Source organism: Streptomyces sp. NPDC047453 (genome assembly GCF_040643155.1).
Lineage (GTDB): Bacteria > Actinomycetota > Actinomycetes > Streptomycetales > Streptomycetaceae > Streptomyces.
On record NZ_JBEYTS010000001.1, the window covers coordinates 494,149 to 510,407 of the forward strand.

Consider the following 16,259-nt stretch of genomic DNA (forward strand, 5'->3'; position numbering starts at 1 on the left):
GGCCGTGCCCGTGGTGCCCTGGCCGGTGTCCGGCCGGGGCGGGTTCCGTCTAGGGGGAGGAGGGGTGTCGGCGGTTCCGCCGGGGCCGTTACGAGCGCGTGTCCGGCCCGTGTCGTGGTCCGGACGTGCGGCTACTCCTCGGCTGCCTTCTCCTCGGCCTTGCCGTCTTCGGCTGCCTTCGCCTCGGGCGCCTTGTCCTCGGTCGCCTTGGCTTCAGAGTCGTCCGAGTCGTCGGTGTTCTCCGGGCGCTCGGGCAGCTCCGCGGCCAGTGCGGCGGCGCTCTGCACCAGGGGCAGCGCCAGCAGCGCACCCGCCCCCTCGCCGACCCGTACGCCGTGGTCCACGAGCGGCTCCAGCGCCATCCGGTCCAGGGCCTTGGCCTGGCCCGGCTCGCCGCTGGCGTGGCCGGCCAGCCACCAGTCCGGCGCCCGGAACGCCACCCGCTGCGCCACCAGCGCGCACGCCGCCGACACCACGCCGTCCAGGATCACCGGCAGCTTCCGCACCGCGCACTGCAAGAGGAAACCCGTCATCGCGGCGAGGTCGGCACCGCCCACCGTGGCCAGCAGTTGCAACTGGTCCCCGAGGACGGGCCGGGCCCGCCGCAGCGCGTCCCGGATCGCGGCGCACTTGCGCATCCACGCCAGGTCGTCGATCGGCTCGCCGCCCCGGCCGGTCACCACAGAGGCGTCCGTCCCGCACAGCGCGGCGATCAGCACGGCGGCCGGAGTGGTCCCGCCGACGCTGATGTCGCCCAGTACCACCAGGTCCGTACCGGAGTCGGCCTCCTCGTCGGCCACCGCCACACCCGCCCGGAAGGCGGCCTCGGCCTCGTCGAGGGTCAGCGCGTCCTCGACGTCGACGCGCCCGCTGCCGCGCCGCACCCGGTGCCGTACGACGTCCTCGGGCAGCGACTCGGGCGCGCAGTCCAGCGCCATGTCGACCACCCGCACCGGCACGCCGAGCCGCCGGGCCAGCACGGACACCGGCCGGCCGCCCTCCAGCACCGCCCGTACCAGCTGCTCGGCACTGCCCGCGGGGCGCACCGACACACCCAGTTCCGCGACCCCGTGGTCGCCGGCGAACAGCACCGCCTTCGGCCGTTCGACCGGCCGCACCGGTACGGCGGACTGCGCCGAGGCCAGCCATTCACCCAGGTCGTCCAGGCGGCCCAGCGCACCGGGCGGCACGATCTGACGCTCCCGGCGCGCCTCGGCGTCACGGCGCAGGCCGCCGTCCGGGCGCTCGATCAGATCGGTGAAGTCGTCGAGATTCAGCGAGCTCATTCGCCGAACAGTACCGGCCCTGATCCAACCGGGCGGCGCCACATCACCACCACACCCGTACGGCGTCTTTCCGGCCAAGATCCGGATCCCATACGTTCCCTTTGCAGTGACTTGTTCCGCAGTGACCCACCGGGAGCCGCCCCATGCCGCCCCTGCCGTACGCCCCGGGGTTCTACGACCCGCGCCGCCTCGCGTACGCCGCCGAACTCGCCCAGGGCACCGGCCGTTTCCAGGAGCCGCCCCGTGCGGACTGCCCGTGGTGCGGCTCCGGCCGGCTGCGCACCCGGCTGCGCGCGCCGGACCTGCTTCAGCACAAGCCGGGCACGTTCGCCGTCGACGAGTGCCTGGACTGCGGCCACGCCTTCCAGAACCCCCGGCTCACGGCGGCCGGACTGGCCTTCTACCACCGGGACTTCGACGAGGACGCCCCGGAGGGACTAGCTGCCCTGGTGCTCGCGGCCCGCCGCGGCCGCCGTCGGCATCGGTCCGACGCGCGCCTGATGAGCACCGTGGGGGAGCCGGAGAGCTGGCTGGACGTCGGCACGGGCCACGGCCACTTCCCCGGCGCGGCGCGTGAGGTGTTCCCGTACACCGCCTTCGACGGCCTGGACCCCACCCAGCGCGTGGAGCGGGCCCGCGAGCAGGGCTGGGTCGAGGAGGCCCATGTCGGGCACCTGGCCGACCCGCACGTCGCGGAGCGGCTGCGCGGGCGCTACGACGTGGTCAGCGTCTTCCACCATCTGGCCCATGTGCCGGACCCCCGCGCGGAGTTGCGGGGAGCCCTCACCGCGCTGCGTCCCGGCGGGCACCTGCTGATCGAACTGCCCGACCCGCACTGCGTGCCCGCCCGGCTGCTCGGCAGGTGGTGGCTGCCGCACGGCCAGCCGCGCCATCTGCACCTGCTGCCGCTGGACAACCTCCGTGCGGAACTGGAGTCCCAGGGCTGCACCATCCTCGCCACCGACCGCCGCACCCCGCACAGACCCAACGACCTGTCCGCGGCCGTCGCCCTGCTCCTCGCCCACGTGCTGCCCGCCGCCGAGGCCCCCTGGCGCGACAGCCCGCCCACCGGCCTCCCGCACACCCTGCGCACCGCCCTGACCGCCCTCGCCGGCACCCTGGTGGGTGCGGTGGCGCTCCTGGACCTCCTCCTCTCGCCCCTCCTGCGCCGCGTCCCCGGCCTCACCAACACCTACCGCGTCGTCGCCCGCCGCCCCCTGTCCTGACCGGCCTTCCACCCGGCCCTCCGCCCGGTCCGCCGCCTGAACCGGGTCAGCCGCGCAGCACCAGTGCCTGGCCGGCCACCACCAGCAGGACGTGCTCGCACTCCGCGGCGAACGCGGCGTTCAGGCGGCCGAGTTCGTCGCGGTAGCGGCGGCCGGAGGCGGTGGCGGGGACGATGCCCGAGCCGACCTCGTTGGAGACCGCCACCACGATCCGCCGGGTGGTGCGCAGGGCGTCGGTCAGGGCGGTCACCCGTTCGCGCAGGGCGTTTTCGCCGCCGCCCGCCCACTCGGCGTCGTCCCAGGCGCGGACGGAGTCCATCGCGTCCGTCAGCCACAGCGACAGGCAGTCGACGAGCAGCGGGGGGCCGTCCTGCGCCAGCAGCGGCACCAGGTCGCACGTCTCGGTCGTGCGCCACGAGCCCGGCCGCCGCTCCCGGTGCGCGGCCACCCGGGCCGCCCACTCGGTGTCCCCGCCGCGGGTGCCGCCGGTGGCCACGTACAGCACGCCGGGAAAGGTCTCCAGCCGCCGCTCGGCCTCCACCGACTTGCCCGACCGCGCCCCGCCGAGCACGAGCGTGCGCAGGGGCACGTCCGGTACATCTGGTTCGCCCTCGTATGCCCCGACCGCCATCGTCGTACCGTCCGGCACGGCCCGCGCCCCCGCCGCCGCGAGGCGCCGGCGCAGCTCCGGACCCGGCGGCACGTCGTGGTCGAGGTGGACCGCGACGACGTTCGTGGCCGGCCCCACCGCCCCGACCGCCCGCAGCTTGGCCAGCGCGTCGGGGCGCCCCAGCACGTCCGACAGGACCATGTCGTACGTCTCCGCGGAGCCCTCCTCCAGGCCGGCGGGCGCGCCGCCCGGCGGCAGGTACAGCAGCCGCCGCCCGTCCGGGCCGGTCACCGCGTACCCGGTGCCGGGGGCGTCCAGCGCCACGGCCCGCACCCGATGCCCCGTCAGCAGCGTCAGCTCCCGCCCGTCCGGCACCCGCCCCGGCTGCGGCAGCCCGGCCGGCACCTCGACCACAGGCCCGTCGTGCGGGTGGGAAAGCAGCACCTGCGCCACGCCGCCCAGCGAATGCCCCGCCCGCGCCGCCGCGAACGCCGCGCCGGGGGTCAGGTCCAGCAGCAGCACCCCGTCCACGAGCAGAGCGGTCGCCGCCCGCGCGTCGGCGCCGCGCGCGGTCGCGCAGGCCGCGCAGGGACAGTCGGGGCGGGGCAGTCCCGCGGGGGCACCGGTGCCGAGCAGAGTCACATCCACGGACCTGATTTTCGCCTGCCGCCGCGGGTCCCGCGCATCCGGCCGGGGTCTGTCCGGCGGATCGGGGCCCGGGGAGCGCGGCACTCGCCGCCGACCCGGGCGGGCGTGCCTGATCCGGTGTACCGGGGGGCATGATCCACCGCACGGGCGGGAAGCTCACGAGAGGCCCTAGGCTGCGGGCAGCGGGCCGGACCGGGTCCGGCCCGCGCTGTGCAGTGTGCTCACACCAGGGAGGCGTACATGGCGGCATGGACGTGGCGGTTCGAGACGGCCGACGGGACGGAGGTCCAGCCCGCGGTGCAGCCCGAGGAGTTCACCACGCAGGGCGACGCCGAGTCCTGGATCGGGGAGAACTGGAAGGCCCTGCTCGACGGCGGCGCCGACCAGGTGTGGCTGTTCGAGGACGCCAAGGAGATCTACGGTCCGATGAGCATGCACGCGGACGAGGCCTCGGCGTAGGCGGGCCGGGCGGCCGCCGGTGACCGGCCGCCCCCGCTCACTGCTCGCCCAGCGTCACGTCCACCGTCTTCTGGCTGCCGTTGCGCGAGAACGTCACCGTGGTCCGCTGGCCCGGCCTGTCGGTGGCGAGCGCCTCCGACAGCGAGGTGATGGTGGTGATGTCCTTGCCGCCGACCTTGGTGATGATGTCCCCGGACCGGATGCCCGCCCGCGCCGCGGCCCCGCCGGCCTTCACGTCCACCACCGCCACCCCGGCGGGCTCGTAGTCCGTGTCGACGACGGTGCGCCCGGTGATGTTGAGCGCGGCCCGGCCGGAGTTGACGACCTTGCCGTACCGCACGATCTGGCCGGCGATCGTCTTCACCGTCGACGCCGGGATCGCGAAGCCGATGCCGGGCGCCGCGCTGCCCCCGAGCTGCGGGTCGGCGGCGGCGAGGGTCGGGATGCCGATGACCTGACCGTTCAGGTTCACCAGCGCGCCCCCGCTGTTGCCCGGGTTGATCGCGGCCGACGTCTGCACCATGCCGGCGATCGTGGCCCCCGTGCCGCCGTCGCTCGCCTCGCTGACGGTGCGCCCGGTCGCCGACACGATCCCCTGGGTCACGCTCGACGACAGCCCCAGCGGCGAGCCCATGGCCAGGACGATCTGCCCGACCTCGACCTTCCCCGACTCGCCGAAGGTGGCCGCCCTCAGCCCGTGCGGCACCTTGTCCAGCTTGACGACGGCGAGGTCCTCGCCCGGGTAGGAGGAGACCAGCGTGGCGGTGAGCGACGACTCGCTGTTCGCCGTGGTCACGAGGAACGTCCTCCCGGTCCCTACGACGTGCGCGTTGGTGACGATGTGCCCCTTGTCGTCGTACACGACCCCGGAGCCCAGTTGGTTGCCGGACTGGATCTGCACGACCGACGGCAGTGCCTCCTTGATCACCCGCATGTAGTCGTTCTGCAGGTCGTTCGCCGAGGCCGCGGCGGGCCGGCGAGCGCCGACGGGGTCCTTGGACGTGGTGGCCGTCGCCTGCGGGTCGGCCGTGCTCTGGCACCCGGACAGCAGCGCTGCGCAGCAGACGAGGGCGGCGAGCAGAACGATCGGCCGCGGAGCACGGACGAGGGCATGCGCGGGGGAGACATCCATGCCCCGAGTCTCGCCGCGCGCTGCGCCCCCGGCTTGCGGTACTCGCCCGAACGAGCGACGGCCATCGGTGGTCGGCGATGCACCCTGCACGGGTACGGCCGGCGGTGCATCTCGCACGGGTGCGGCCGAGCGGTCTGGCGGCGTGCCCTCGCACGGGTGCGGCCGGTGGTCTGCCGCGCTCCCTGTACGGGTGCGGCTGGTGGTCTGCCGCGCTCCCTGTACGGGTGCGGTCGGTTGTCGGCGGCGTCCCCGCACGGGTGCGCTGGTCGTCAGTGGTCCACCCGGCACAGGCGCGGCTGGTGGTCAGGGCGCTCCCTGTACGGGTGCGGCTGGTGGTCTGCCGCGCTCCCTGCGTGGGTGCGGTCGGTTGTCGGCGGCGTCCCCGCACGGGTGCCTGGTCGTCAGTGGTCCACCCGGCACAGGCGCGGCTGGTGGTCAGGGCGCTTCCTGCATGGGTGCGGTCGGGGTGTCTGCGGTGGCCCTGTACGGGTGCGGCCGGTGGCCAGCTGCGCTTTCCGCACCGGTGCGGCCGGTTGTCGGCGGGCGGACCCTCGCGGGTGCGGCCGAGTGGCAGCCGCGCTCTCCGCACAGGCGCGGCTGCTCGTCAGCGGCGCCTCCGCACAGGGTGTGGCTCGTCGCCGGCGGCGCGCCCGTACGGGTGGGCGGTCGTTCGCAGTGCGCCCCGTACGGGTGCCGTGGAGTCAGCCGCGTACGCCGCACAGGTGCAGCAGGGCCGCCACCGCGCGGTAGGGGTCCGTCCGTCCGGCTCGTTCCTCGGCCGCCAGCAGTGTCTCCAGCGTCTCGGTGTCGGCCGGCGGCTCCGCGTCGTCGGCCGCCGTGTCCGTGAAGACGCGCACCCCGTACCAGGTGCGCAGCGGCGCCCCGATCCCGGCGAGGGTCGCCGTCAGGTGTGCGAGCCGGTCCGCCCGCACGTCCAGCCCCAGCCGGTTGCGGTACGCCGTCGTGTCGAACGCGGCCAGCGTCGACGGCCACTCGCCGGACAGTCCCGGGCGCAGCGCCAGCGCGTCGCCGTTGCGCACCAGCAGCGACAGCAGGCCGCCCGGCGCGAGCATCCGCGCCAGCCCCGCGAGCAGCGGGTCCGGCTCCTCGACGTACATCAGCACCCCGTGGCACAGCACCACGTCGAAACTGCCCGGCAGGAAGTGCACGCCGGTGTCCTGGCCGTCGCCCTCGACGATCCGCATCCGCGCCCGGATGCCCTCCGGCTCGGCGGCCAGCGCGGCACGGGCCACGGAGATCATCGTCTGGTCCCGTTCGAGCCCGGTGACCTGGTGCCCGGCCCGGGCCAGCCGCAGCGCCTGCGTGCCCTGGCCCATCCCCACGTCGAGCACACGCAGACGCTGCCCGACCGGGAACCGCCCGGCTATCTGCTCGTCGAGCTGCCGGGCCACCAGTTCCTGTCGTACGACGTCACGCAGCCCACCCAGTTTGTTCAGCCAGGCGTCCGCGGCACCCTCGGAGAAAGCGGTCGCGCTCAGGGCCGCTCCCCGCGCTTGACCTGCGGCTTGGGCAGCCGGAGGCGGCGCATCTGGAGGGAGCGCATCAGGGCGTAGGCGACCGCGCCGCGCTTGCCCTGGTCCGGGAAGCGCTCGTTCAGGCGCTTCCGCAGCCGGAAGCCGCTGACCGCCGAGTCCAGCACGATCAGGGCGATCACCACGAGCCACAGCAGCAGCGCGATGTTCTGCAGCGCGGGCACCCGGATCATGCTCAGCACCAGGATGACCACGGCCATCGGCAGGAAGAACTCCGCGATGTTGAACCGCGAGTCGACGAAGTCCCGCGCGAACCGGCGGACCGGGCCCTTGTCGCGGGCCGGCAGATAGCGCTCGTCACCGCTCGCCAGCGCCTGGCGCTGCCGCTCCAACTGGACTCGGCGCTCCTCGCGCTGCCGCTTCGCGGCATCCTTGCGCGTCATCGACGTGTTGGCGACACTGCGGCGCTGCGAGCGCGCCTCACTCCGCTTGGGTGTGGGGCGGCCCTTGGGAGCCTGCGGGTCGCGGGTCTGCTTGGAGACGCTCACCGGTGCCTTGTCGGCGACCGGGGTCTTCTCATCCTTGGCACGGCTACGGAACACAAAACCCAAGGGTAAGGGCTTGACCCGCATGGACCCCAGTCCCGCGGGGAACGATCCGGCAACACCGATCGTCTGTAGGGGGACAGAGGGGACGTCGCGACCGTCGTCGCCCGGTGGTCAGGGGGACACCTCCTCCCTGCGCCGGAGCGGCAGCGGACGCAGTCGTCCTCGGGGATGACCGTATCCGCTCCCGAACAGTGCGGTAATGGTCGCAGGGCCCGTACTGTGGGTTCTGTCGCAGAGCTGTGAGCTGGAGTCCGTCAGAAGGGGGCGCGCGAAGCCCATGAGCGGTGTCATGAAGCGTATGGGGATGATCTTCCGCGCGAAGGCGAACAAGGCCCTTGACCGGGCCGAGGACCCGCGCGAGACCCTCGATTACTCGTACCAGAAGCAGTTGGAGCTGCTGCAGAAGGTGCGGCGCGGTGTCGCGGACGTGGCGACCAGCCGCAAGCGTCTGGAGCTCCAGTTGAACCAGTTGCAGCAGCAGTCCGGCAAGCTGGAGGACCAGGGCCGCAAGGCGCTCGCGCTGGGCCGCGAGGACCTGGCCCGCGAGGCGCTCTCCCGTCGTGCCGCGCTCCAGCAGCAGGTGACGGACCTTCAGACGCAGCACGCCACGCTCCAGGGCGAGGAGGAGAAGCTCACCCTGGCGGCCCAGCGCCTGCAGGCCAAGGTCGACGCCTTCCGTACGAAGAAGGAGACCATCAAGGCGACCTACACGGCGGCCCAGGCGCAGACCCGGATCGGCGAGGCCTTCTCCGGCATCTCCGAGGAGATGGGCGACGTCGGCCTGGCCATCCAGCGGGCCGAGGACAAGACCGCCCAGCTCCAGGCCCGGGCCGGCGCGATCGACGAACTGCTCGCCTCCGGCGCCCTGGACGACCCCTCCGGGCTGGCCAAGGACGACATCCAGACCGAGCTGGACCGGCTCTCCGGTGGTACGGATGTAGAGCTGGAGCTTCAGCGCATGAAGGCGGAGCTGGCCGGCGGCTCGTCCGCGGACCGGCAGGCGATCGAAGGCGGCACGGGCGAGGGCCGGCCCCAGCAGCAGCCGCAGGACACCCCCCGCTTCGACAAGCAGTGAGCCGCGTCGAGGCACGCCATGTCACCGACAGCCGGGGCCACGCCTAGGAGGGCGACATGATCGTACGGATCATGGGAGAGGGACAGGTGAGGCTGGCCGACGGCCACCTCGCCGACCTGAACAAGCTGGACGACGAACTCCTGGCCGAGATGGAGAAGGGCGACGGCCCCGGCTTCCGTCGCACCCTCTCGGCCCTGCTGTCCAGGGTCCGCGAACTGGGCGAGCCCGTGCCGGACGACTCCCTGGAGCCGTCCGATCTGATCCTCCCCGCCGCGGACGCCACCCTGGAGGAGGTCCGGGACCTGCTGAGCGACGACGGCCTCATTCCCGGGTGAGGTCCGGTTGAGGCCCCAGTGAGGCCCGGGTGCGGCTCGGGCGAGGCCCGGTGAGGAAGGACAGCCTGTCCGGGGAGCACGGCAGCCCCCGGACAGGAGCCGTCCCCGGGACCGCACCGGCGCGGGACGCCTCCGTCCCCCCGCGGCACGCGACCCCGTACCGTTGTCAGGCGTGACCACCCTCGACCGCGCCCGATGCCGGCTGAAGGCGCACCCCCTCGCACTGGACGCGGCCCTCGCGGCCGGCGTCCTCGCGTGCATGGTGGTCGGCTCCTTCGTGGGACCGCGCGGCGACCACGTCGTCAGCTGGGGGGTACGCCGGCCCGAGCTGCTCAGCCTGGTCCTCATGGTCCTCGGCGCCGCCGCCCTCGTCTTCCGCCGCCGCGCCCCCCGCACCGTCCTCGCCGTCACCGGCACCATGTCCGTCATCGAGTTCGTCACCGGGGATCCCCGCGCCCCCGTCGCCATGTCCGCCGTGGTCGCCCTCTTCACCGCCGCGGCCGCCACCGACCGCCTCACCACCCTGCGCCTGGGCCTGACCACCATGACCGTGCTGACCGGCGCCGCCATGCTCGCCGGGCCGATGCCCTGGTACGCGCAGGAGAACCTGGCGATCTTCGCCTGGACCGGCATGGCAGCCGCGGGCGGTGACGCCGTCCGCAGCCGCCGCGCCTTCGTGCACGCCATCAGGGAACGCGCCGAACGCGCCGAGCGCACCCGTGAGGAGGAGGCCCGCCGCCGCGTCGCCGAGGAGCGCCTGCGCATCGCCCGCGACCTGCACGACGTCGTCGCCCACCACATCGCCCTGGTCAATGTGCAGGCCGGGGTGGCCGCCCACGTCATGGACAAGCGGCCCGACCAGGCCAAGGAGGCCCTCGGCCACGTCCGGGAGGCCAGCCGCTCCGCGCTCGACGAACTGCGCGCCACCGTGGGCCTGCTCCGGCAGTCCGGCGACCCGGAGGCCCCCACGGAACCGGCCCCCGGCCTGGACCGCCTCGACGAGCTCGCCGGCACCTTCCGCAGCGCCGGACTGCACGTCGAGGTCGCCCGCGCCGACCACGGCACCACCCTGCCGGCCGCCGTGGACCTGGCCGCGTTCCGGGTCATCCAGGAAGCCCTCACCAATGTGCAGAAGCACGCAGGCACCCGGGCGAAGGCCGAGGTCAGCGTCGTACGCGTCGGACCGCACATCGAGATCACGGTCCTGGACGACGGGGCCGGCGAGGCTGCGGGGCCGCAGGCGGGCGGCGGACACGGGCTGCTGGGCATGCGCGAGCGGGTCACCGCCCTGGCCGGCGCCCTCACCACCGGCCCCCGCTACGGCGGCGGCTTCCGCGTCCATGCGATCCTGCCGGTCGAGACCCGTACGCGTGCCCCGGGGGACCCCGCATGACGATCCGTGTCCTGCTCGCCGACGACCAGGCTCTGCTGCGCAGTGCCTTCCGGGTGCTCGTCGACTCCGAGCCCGACATGGAGGTGGTGGGGGAGGCGTCCGACGGCGCGGAGGCGGTACGGCTCGCCAAGGAGCAGCGGGCCGACGTGGTGCTGATGGACATCCGCATGCCCGGCACCGACGGCCTCGCGGCCACCCGCATGATCAGCGCCGACCCCTCCCTCGCCCAGGTGCACGTGGTCATCCTGACCACCTTCGAGGTGGACGACTACGTGGTGCGGTCGCTGCGCGCGGGTGCCTGCGGCTTTCTCGGCAAGGGCAGCGAACCCGAGGAGCTGCTGAGCGCCATCCGGGTCGCGGCGCAGGGAGAGGCGCTGCTGTCCCCGGTGGCCACCAAGGGCCTGATCGCCCGCTTCCTCGCGCAGGGCGACGCGGCGGACGACGACCGCGACCGGGCCCGCCCCACCCGGCTGGACGCCCTCACGGTGCGGGAGCGCGAGGTGCTCGTCCAGGTCGCCGGCGGATACTCCAACGACGAGATCGCCGAGCGCCTGGAGGTCAGCCCGCTGACCGTGAAGACCCATGTCAACCGGGCCATGGCCAAGCTGGGCGCCCGCGACCGGGCACAGCTCGTCGTCATCGCCTACGAGTCCGGACTGGTGCGTCCCAGGCCGCAGTGAGCGTCGCCGAGGCCGCGCCCGACCGGTACGGCTGGTACGGCTGGTACCTCCACGGGGGGAGCGCCGCGCACCCGCGCGTACTGCGCAGGGAGTAGGAGCCACGGGCGGAAATGGACCAGGGGGCTACGGATCGCCGTCCGCGCGTGCCCGAAGGTGTAAGGGTGGCGCTCCCTGCGCGCCCGTGCCGCCTGCCGCTCACAGAATAGAGACCCTGACCCATGTCCTGGCTGTCCAGATTCAGCCTCGCGCAACGGGCCCTGATCGGGCTGATGTCGATCGTCGCGCTCGTCTTCGGGGCGATCGCGATACCGCAGCTCAAGCAGCAGCTGCTGCCCAGCATCGAGCTCCCCATCGTGTCCGTGCTGGCGCCCTACCAGGGCGCGTCCCCGGACGTCGTGGAGAAGCAGGTCGTCGAACCCCTCGAGAACAACCTCAAGGCCGTCGACGGCATCACCGGCTTCACCTCCACGGCCAGCGAGGGCAACGCCGTGATCATGGCGTCCTTCGACTACGGCAACAACACCAAGCAGCTCGTCGCCGACGTCCAGCAGGCCGTCAACCGGGCCCGGGCCCAGCTCCCGAGCGACGTCGACCCGCAGGTGGTCGCCGGTTCCACCGACGACATGCCCACCGTCGTCCTCGCCGTCACCTCCGACAAGGACCAGCAGGCCCTGGCCGACCAGCTCGACAAGTCGGTCGTACCGGAGCTGAAGAACATCGAAGGCGTCGGCCAGGTCACCGTCGACGGCGTACGGGACCTCCAGATCACCGTCACCCCCGACGACAAGAAGCTCGCCGCGGCCGGCCTCGGCTCCGCCGCCCTGAGCCAGGCCCTCCAGGCGGGCGGCGCCACCCTCCCGGCCGGTTCCTTCGACGAGAACGGCGCCAACCGCACCGTTCAGGTCGGCGGCGGCTTCACCTCGCTGAAGCAGATCCAGGACCTGATGGTCGCCGGCGAGGGCATGGGAGCGGCTCCGGGCGCGAAGAAGCCGGTCCGGCTCGGCGACGTCGCCACCGTCAAGCAGGAGCCGGCCAAGGCCGACTCCATCACCCGCACCGACGGCAAGCCGAGCCTCTCCGTCGTCGTCACCATGGACCACGACGGCAGCGCGGTCGCCATCTCGAACGCGGTCGAGGACAAGCTGCCCGCCCTGCGCGAAGCCCTCGGCTCCGGGGCGAAGATCACCGTCGTCAGCGACCAGGGACCGGCCGTGGCCAAGGCCATCGACGGCCTGACCACCGAGGGCGCGCTCGGCCTGCTCTTCGCGGTCCTGGTCATCCTGGCCTTCCTGGCCTCGGTCCGCTCCACGCTCGTGACCGCGGTGTCGATCCCGCTCTCCGTGGTCCTCGCGCTGATCGTGCTGTGGACCCGCGACCTGTCGCTGAACATGCTGACGCTGGGCGCGCTGACCATCGCCATCGGCCGGGTCGTCGACGACTCGATCGTGGTCCTGGAGAACATCAAGCGCCACCTCGGCTACGGCGAGGAGCGCCGCGAGGCCATCCTCACCGCGGTGCGCGAGGTGGCCGGCGCGGTGACCTCCTCCACGCTCACCACGGTCGCCGTGTTCCTGCCGATCGGCCTGGTCGGCGGCATGGTGGGCGAGCTGTTCGGCCCGTTCAGCCTCACCGTCACCGCGGCCCTGCTGGCCTCGCTGCTGGTGTCGCTGACGGTCGTGCCGGTGCTGTCGTACTGGTTCCTGCGCGCACCCAAGGGCACGCCCGCCCAGGCCGAGGAGGCCCGCCGCCGGGCCGAGGAGAAGGAGGCCGCCAGCCGCCTCCAGCGCCTCTACGTCCCCGTCCTGCGCTTCGCCACCCGGCGGCGGCTGACCAGCGTGCTGATCGCGGTCGTCGTCCTGTTCGCCACCTTCGGCATGACACCGCTGCTGAAGACGAACTTCTTCGACCCCGGCGAGCAGAAGGTCCTCACCGTCAAGCAGCAGTTGAAGCCGGGCACCAGCCTGGCGTCGACGGACGCCGCGGCCCGCAAGGTCGAGCGCGAGCTCGCCCAGGTAGACGGGGTCAAGGACTACCAGGTGACGATCGGCTCCTCCGGCTTCATGGCGGCCTTCGGTGGCGGTACGGACACCAACCGGGCCTCCTACCAGGTGATGATCCAGGACTCCGCGTCCGCCGACGACGTGCGCACCCGCATCGAGGACCGCCTGCACAAGCTGTCCGGCGTCGGCACCACCACGATCGCGGCCGGCGCGGGCTTCGGCGACCAGGACCTGAAGGTGGTCGTCAAGGCGGGCGACGCCGACGCGCTGCGCCGGGCCGCCGAGCAGGTCCGCACGGCGGTCGCCGGGCTGCACGGCGTCACCGATGTCACCAGCGACCTGTCGCAGAGCGTGCCGCGCATCTCGGTGCGGGCCAACGACAAGGCGGCGGCGGCCGGCTTCACCGACCAGAGCCTCGGCATGGCCGTCACCCAGGCGGTCAAGGGCACCACTGCGGCCAAGGCGATGCTGGACGACACCGAGCGGAGCGTCGTCATCCGGTCGGCCAAGCCGGCGACGACCCTGACCGAGCTGAAGAACCTGCGGCTCGGCCCGGTGAAGCTCGGTGACATCGCGACCGTCAAGCTGGTCGACGGGCCGGTGTCGATGACCCGGATCGACGGTCAGCGCGCCGCCACGATCACGGCCAAGCCGACCGGTGACAACACCGGTGCGGTCAGCGCGGACCTTCAGTCCAAGATCAACTCGCTGAAGCTGCCCGCGGGGGCGACGGCCGAGATCGGGGGCGTCACCTCCGACCAGAACGACGCCTTCAAGAACCTGGGCCTCGCCATGCTGGCGGCGATCGCGATCGTCTTCATGCTGCTGGTCGCGACCTTCCGCTCGCTGGTCCAGCCGCTGATCCTGCTGGTCTCCATCCCGTTCGCGGCCACCGGCGCACTCGGCCTGCTGATCGCCACGGGCACGCCGATGGGCGTCCCCGCGATGATCGGCATGCTGATGCTCATCGGCATCGTGGTGACCAACGCGATCGTGCTGATCGACCTCGTCAACCAGTACCGCGAGCGCGGGTACGGGATCGTCGAGGCCGTGGTGGAGGGCGGCCGCCACCGGCTGCGCCCCATCCTCATGACGGCCCTGGCCACGATCTTCGCGCTGCTCCCGATGGCCCTGGGCGTCACCGGCGAGGGTGGTTTCATCGCCCAGCCGCTGGCCGTGGTCGTGATCGGCGGCCTGATCACCTCCACCCTGCTCACCCTGCTGCTGGTCCCGACGCTCTACGCCATGCTCGAACTCCGCAAGGAGCGCCGCGCGATGAAGCGCGAGGCGAAGCGGGCGGCACGCGAGGAGAAGGTGCTGGAGCCCGCCGGCGTGTAAGCACACCGCACAAGCGCACCGTGTGAGCACACGCGGAAGGCCCGGTCCACGCTCGTGGACCGGGCCTTTCCCGTACGAACCGCCGTGCGCGGCCGGGGCCGCTACGGCAGCGCCAGCATGCGCTCCAGGGCGAGCTTGGCGTGGCCTTCCGTCTCCTTGTCCACCTGGATGCGGTTGACCAGGTTGCCCTCGGCCAGGGACTCCAGGGCCCAGACCAGGTGGGGCAGGTCGATGCGGTTCATCGTGGAGCAGAAGCAGACCGTCTTGTCGAGGAAGACGATCTCCTTGTCCTCGGAGGCGTAACGGTTCGCCAGCCGGCGCACCAGGTTCAGCTCCGTGCCGATGGCCCACTTGGAGCCGGCCGGCGCGGCGTCGAGCTTGTTGATGATGTACTCGGTCGACCCGACGTAGTCCGCCGCGGCCACGACCTCGTGCCGGCACTCGGGGTGCACCAGCACGTTCACCTCGGGGATCCGCTCCCGGACGTCGTTCACCGAGTCCAGGCTGAAGCGGCCGTGCACCGAGCAGTGGCCCCGCCACAGGATCATCTTGGCCGCCCGCAGCTCCTCGGCGGTCAGTCCGCCGTTCGGCTTGTGCGGGTTGTAGACGACGCAGTCGTTCAGCGACATGCCCATGTCGCGTACGGCCGTGTTCCGGCCCAGGTGCTGGTCGGGCAGGAACAGGACCTTCTCGCCCTGCTGGAAGGCCCACTCCAGCGCCCGCTTGGCGTTCGACGACGTACAGATCGTGCCGCCGTGCTTGCCCGTGAAGGCCTTGATGTCGGCGGAGGAGTTCATGTACGACACCGGGACGACCTGGTCGGCGATCCCGGCCTCGGTGAGCACGTCCCAGCACTCGGCGACCTGCTCGGCCGTGGCCATGTCGGCCATGGAGCAGCCGGCCGCCAGGTCCGGCAGGACGACCTTCTGCTCGTCGGACGTCAGGATGTCCGCGGACTCGGCCATGAAGTGCACACCGCAGAACACGATGTACTCGGCCTCCGGGCGCGCGGCCGCCTCCCGGGCCAGCTTGAAGGAGTCGCCCGTGACGTCGGCGAACTGGATGACCTCGTCGCGCTGGTAGTGGTGGCCGAGCACGAAGACCTTGCTGCCGAGCTTCTCCTTGGCCGCGCGGGCCCGTGCCACCAGGTCCGGGTCGGACGGGGCGGGCAGGTCACCGGGGCACTCGACGCCGCGCTCGCTCTTCGGGTCGGCCTCGCGGCCGAGGAGCAGGAGGGCGAGCGGGGTCGGCTGGACGTCGAGGTCCTGGGTCTGGGCGGTGGTCACGACACGCACCCTTTCTACTTTTCGTCGAACTGACGCTATCTATGATAGCCGCTTCACGTCACTTTGACGATCGTCATAGTGTCCATGTGACGTGAATCCCGGCATCCGGCCCGCCCGCCCCGGCCTGAACCCGGTCGGTACCAGGTCCCGGCCCGGGCGGGCCCCGCCGGACCCCGTCCACGGGCCGCTGTCCGCTTTCCCACCCGTGTGCGAGCATGAAGTGGACGAGCCTGGAGCAGAGGAAAAGCACGCGCCCGGCCCGGAATGATTCCGCGGCCTTGCCGGTTGCACTCGTCGGCAAGCAGTCTCCGTACAACCCGGGAGAGATGTAGATGTCCGTATCGGACGAGACCACCACCGTCACCGACGGCATCATCCTGACCGACGCCGCCGCGTCCAAGGTCAAGGCCCTGCTCGACCAGGAAGGCCGTGACGATCTCGCCCTGCGCGTCGCCGTCCAGCCTGGCGGCTGCTCCGGCCTGCGCTACCAGCTCTTCTTCGATGAGCGTTCCCTCGACGGCGACGTGGAGAAGGACTTCGGCGGGGTCAAGGTCGTCACCGACCGCATGAGCGCCCCCTACCTGGGCGGCGCCACCATCGACTTCGTGGACACGATCGAGAAGCAGGGCTTCACGATCGACAACCCGAACGCGACCGGTTCCTGCGCCTGCGGCGACTCCTTCAGCTGAT

At 72.5% G+C, this 16,259-nt stretch carries 14 protein-coding genes; 8 read left to right on the forward strand and 6 right to left on the reverse strand.

What is annotated here, in order from left to right; translation table 11 throughout:
- Positions 1 to 131: 131 nt before the first annotated feature.
- Entirely contained in the window at positions 132 to 1,286 is a 1,155-nt protein-coding gene (cobT, locus tag ABZ818_RS02200; RefSeq protein WP_361409379.1) for a nicotinate-nucleotide--dimethylbenzimidazole phosphoribosyltransferase, read from the reverse strand.
- A 143-nt stretch (positions 1,287 to 1,429) separates the two neighbouring features.
- On the opposite strand from cobT, the gene ABZ818_RS02205 reads away from it, so the two are divergent.
- Positions 1,430 to 2,512 (forward strand): class I SAM-dependent methyltransferase, encoded by a 1,083-nt coding sequence (locus ABZ818_RS02205; protein WP_361409382.1) that lies wholly within the window; start codon positions 1,430 to 1,432, stop codon positions 2,510 to 2,512.
- A gap of 46 nt (positions 2,513 to 2,558) precedes the next feature.
- Here ABZ818_RS02205 and ABZ818_RS02210 read toward each other — a convergent pair whose 3' ends face one another.
- Complete coding sequence (locus tag ABZ818_RS02210; protein ID WP_361409385.1) at positions 2,559 to 3,770, reverse strand: bifunctional adenosylcobinamide kinase/adenosylcobinamide-phosphate guanylyltransferase; 1,212 nt, start codon at positions 3,768 to 3,770, stop codon at positions 2,559 to 2,561.
- Between the two features lie 240 nt (positions 3,771 to 4,010).
- On the opposite strand from ABZ818_RS02210, the gene ABZ818_RS02215 reads away from it, so the two are divergent.
- A complete protein-coding gene (locus ABZ818_RS02215; RefSeq protein ID WP_361409388.1) occupies positions 4,011 to 4,229 on the forward strand; it encodes a hypothetical protein in 219 nt (72 codons plus the stop codon).
- A gap of 37 nt (positions 4,230 to 4,266) precedes the next feature.
- Here the strand turns inward: ABZ818_RS02215 and ABZ818_RS02220 are convergent, their stop codons facing one another.
- The 3 genes from ABZ818_RS02220 to ABZ818_RS02230 form a co-directional block, all read right to left on the reverse strand.
- Positions 4,267 to 5,361, reverse strand: a complete 1,095-nt coding sequence (locus tag ABZ818_RS02220; RefSeq protein ID WP_361409391.1) for a trypsin-like peptidase domain-containing protein — start codon at positions 5,359 to 5,361, stop codon at positions 4,267 to 4,269.
- A 701-nt stretch (positions 5,362 to 6,062) separates the two neighbouring features.
- Positions 6,063 to 6,773 carry a methyltransferase domain-containing protein gene (locus ABZ818_RS02225; protein WP_361409394.1) on the reverse strand — a complete coding sequence of 237 codons (711 nt, stop codon included), beginning with the start codon at positions 6,771 to 6,773 and terminating at the stop codon, positions 6,063 to 6,065.
- 83 nt (positions 6,774 to 6,856) lie between these two features.
- On the reverse strand, positions 6,857 to 7,456 hold the full coding sequence (locus tag ABZ818_RS02230; protein WP_361409397.1) for a DUF3043 domain-containing protein: 600 nt from the start codon (positions 7,454 to 7,456) through the stop codon (positions 6,857 to 6,859).
- A gap of 283 nt (positions 7,457 to 7,739) precedes the next feature.
- On the opposite strand from ABZ818_RS02230, the gene ABZ818_RS02235 reads away from it, so the two are divergent.
- The 5 genes from ABZ818_RS02235 to ABZ818_RS02255 all read left to right on the forward strand — a co-directional run bounded on the left by ABZ818_RS02235 (position 7,740) and on the right by ABZ818_RS02255 (position 14,283).
- Entirely contained in the window at positions 7,740 to 8,537 is a 798-nt protein-coding gene (locus ABZ818_RS02235) for a PspA/IM30 family protein (protein WP_172632992.1), read from the forward strand.
- Positions 8,538 to 8,593: 56 nt separating this feature from the next.
- Positions 8,594 to 8,872: a hypothetical protein gene (locus ABZ818_RS02240; protein WP_361409400.1), complete on the forward strand. Its 279-nt coding sequence runs from the start codon at positions 8,594 to 8,596 to the stop codon at positions 8,870 to 8,872.
- Positions 8,873 to 9,044: 172 nt separating this feature from the next.
- On the forward strand, positions 9,045 to 10,265 hold the full coding sequence (locus ABZ818_RS02245) for a histidine kinase (protein WP_361409403.1): 1,221 nt from the start codon (positions 9,045 to 9,047) through the stop codon (positions 10,263 to 10,265).
- Positions 10,262 to 10,945: a response regulator transcription factor gene (locus ABZ818_RS02250; protein WP_361409406.1), complete on the forward strand. Its 684-nt coding sequence runs from the start codon at positions 10,262 to 10,264 to the stop codon at positions 10,943 to 10,945. Before ABZ818_RS02245 ends, ABZ818_RS02250 begins: the two co-directional genes overlap by 4 nt.
- Before the next feature lie 218 nt (positions 10,946 to 11,163).
- Entirely contained in the window at positions 11,164 to 14,283 is a 3,120-nt protein-coding gene (locus ABZ818_RS02255; RefSeq protein ID WP_361409409.1) for an efflux RND transporter permease subunit, read from the forward strand.
- Positions 14,284 to 14,384: 101 nt separating this feature from the next.
- On the opposite strand, the gene nadA is transcribed toward ABZ818_RS02255, so the two are convergent.
- The gene (nadA, locus tag ABZ818_RS02260; protein WP_361409412.1) at positions 14,385 to 15,578 is read right to left on the reverse strand and encodes a quinolinate synthase NadA; all 1,194 of its coding nucleotides are present in this window, start codon (positions 15,576 to 15,578) and stop codon (positions 14,385 to 14,387) included.
- 323 nt (positions 15,579 to 15,901) lie between these two features.
- Here nadA and ABZ818_RS02265 point away from each other — a divergent pair, with 323 nt between their 5' ends.
- Positions 15,902 to 16,258 carry an iron-sulfur cluster assembly accessory protein gene (locus ABZ818_RS02265; protein WP_006135694.1) on the forward strand — a complete coding sequence of 119 codons (357 nt, stop codon included), beginning with the start codon at positions 15,902 to 15,904 and terminating at the stop codon, positions 16,256 to 16,258.
- Position 16,259 lies beyond the last annotated feature (1 nt).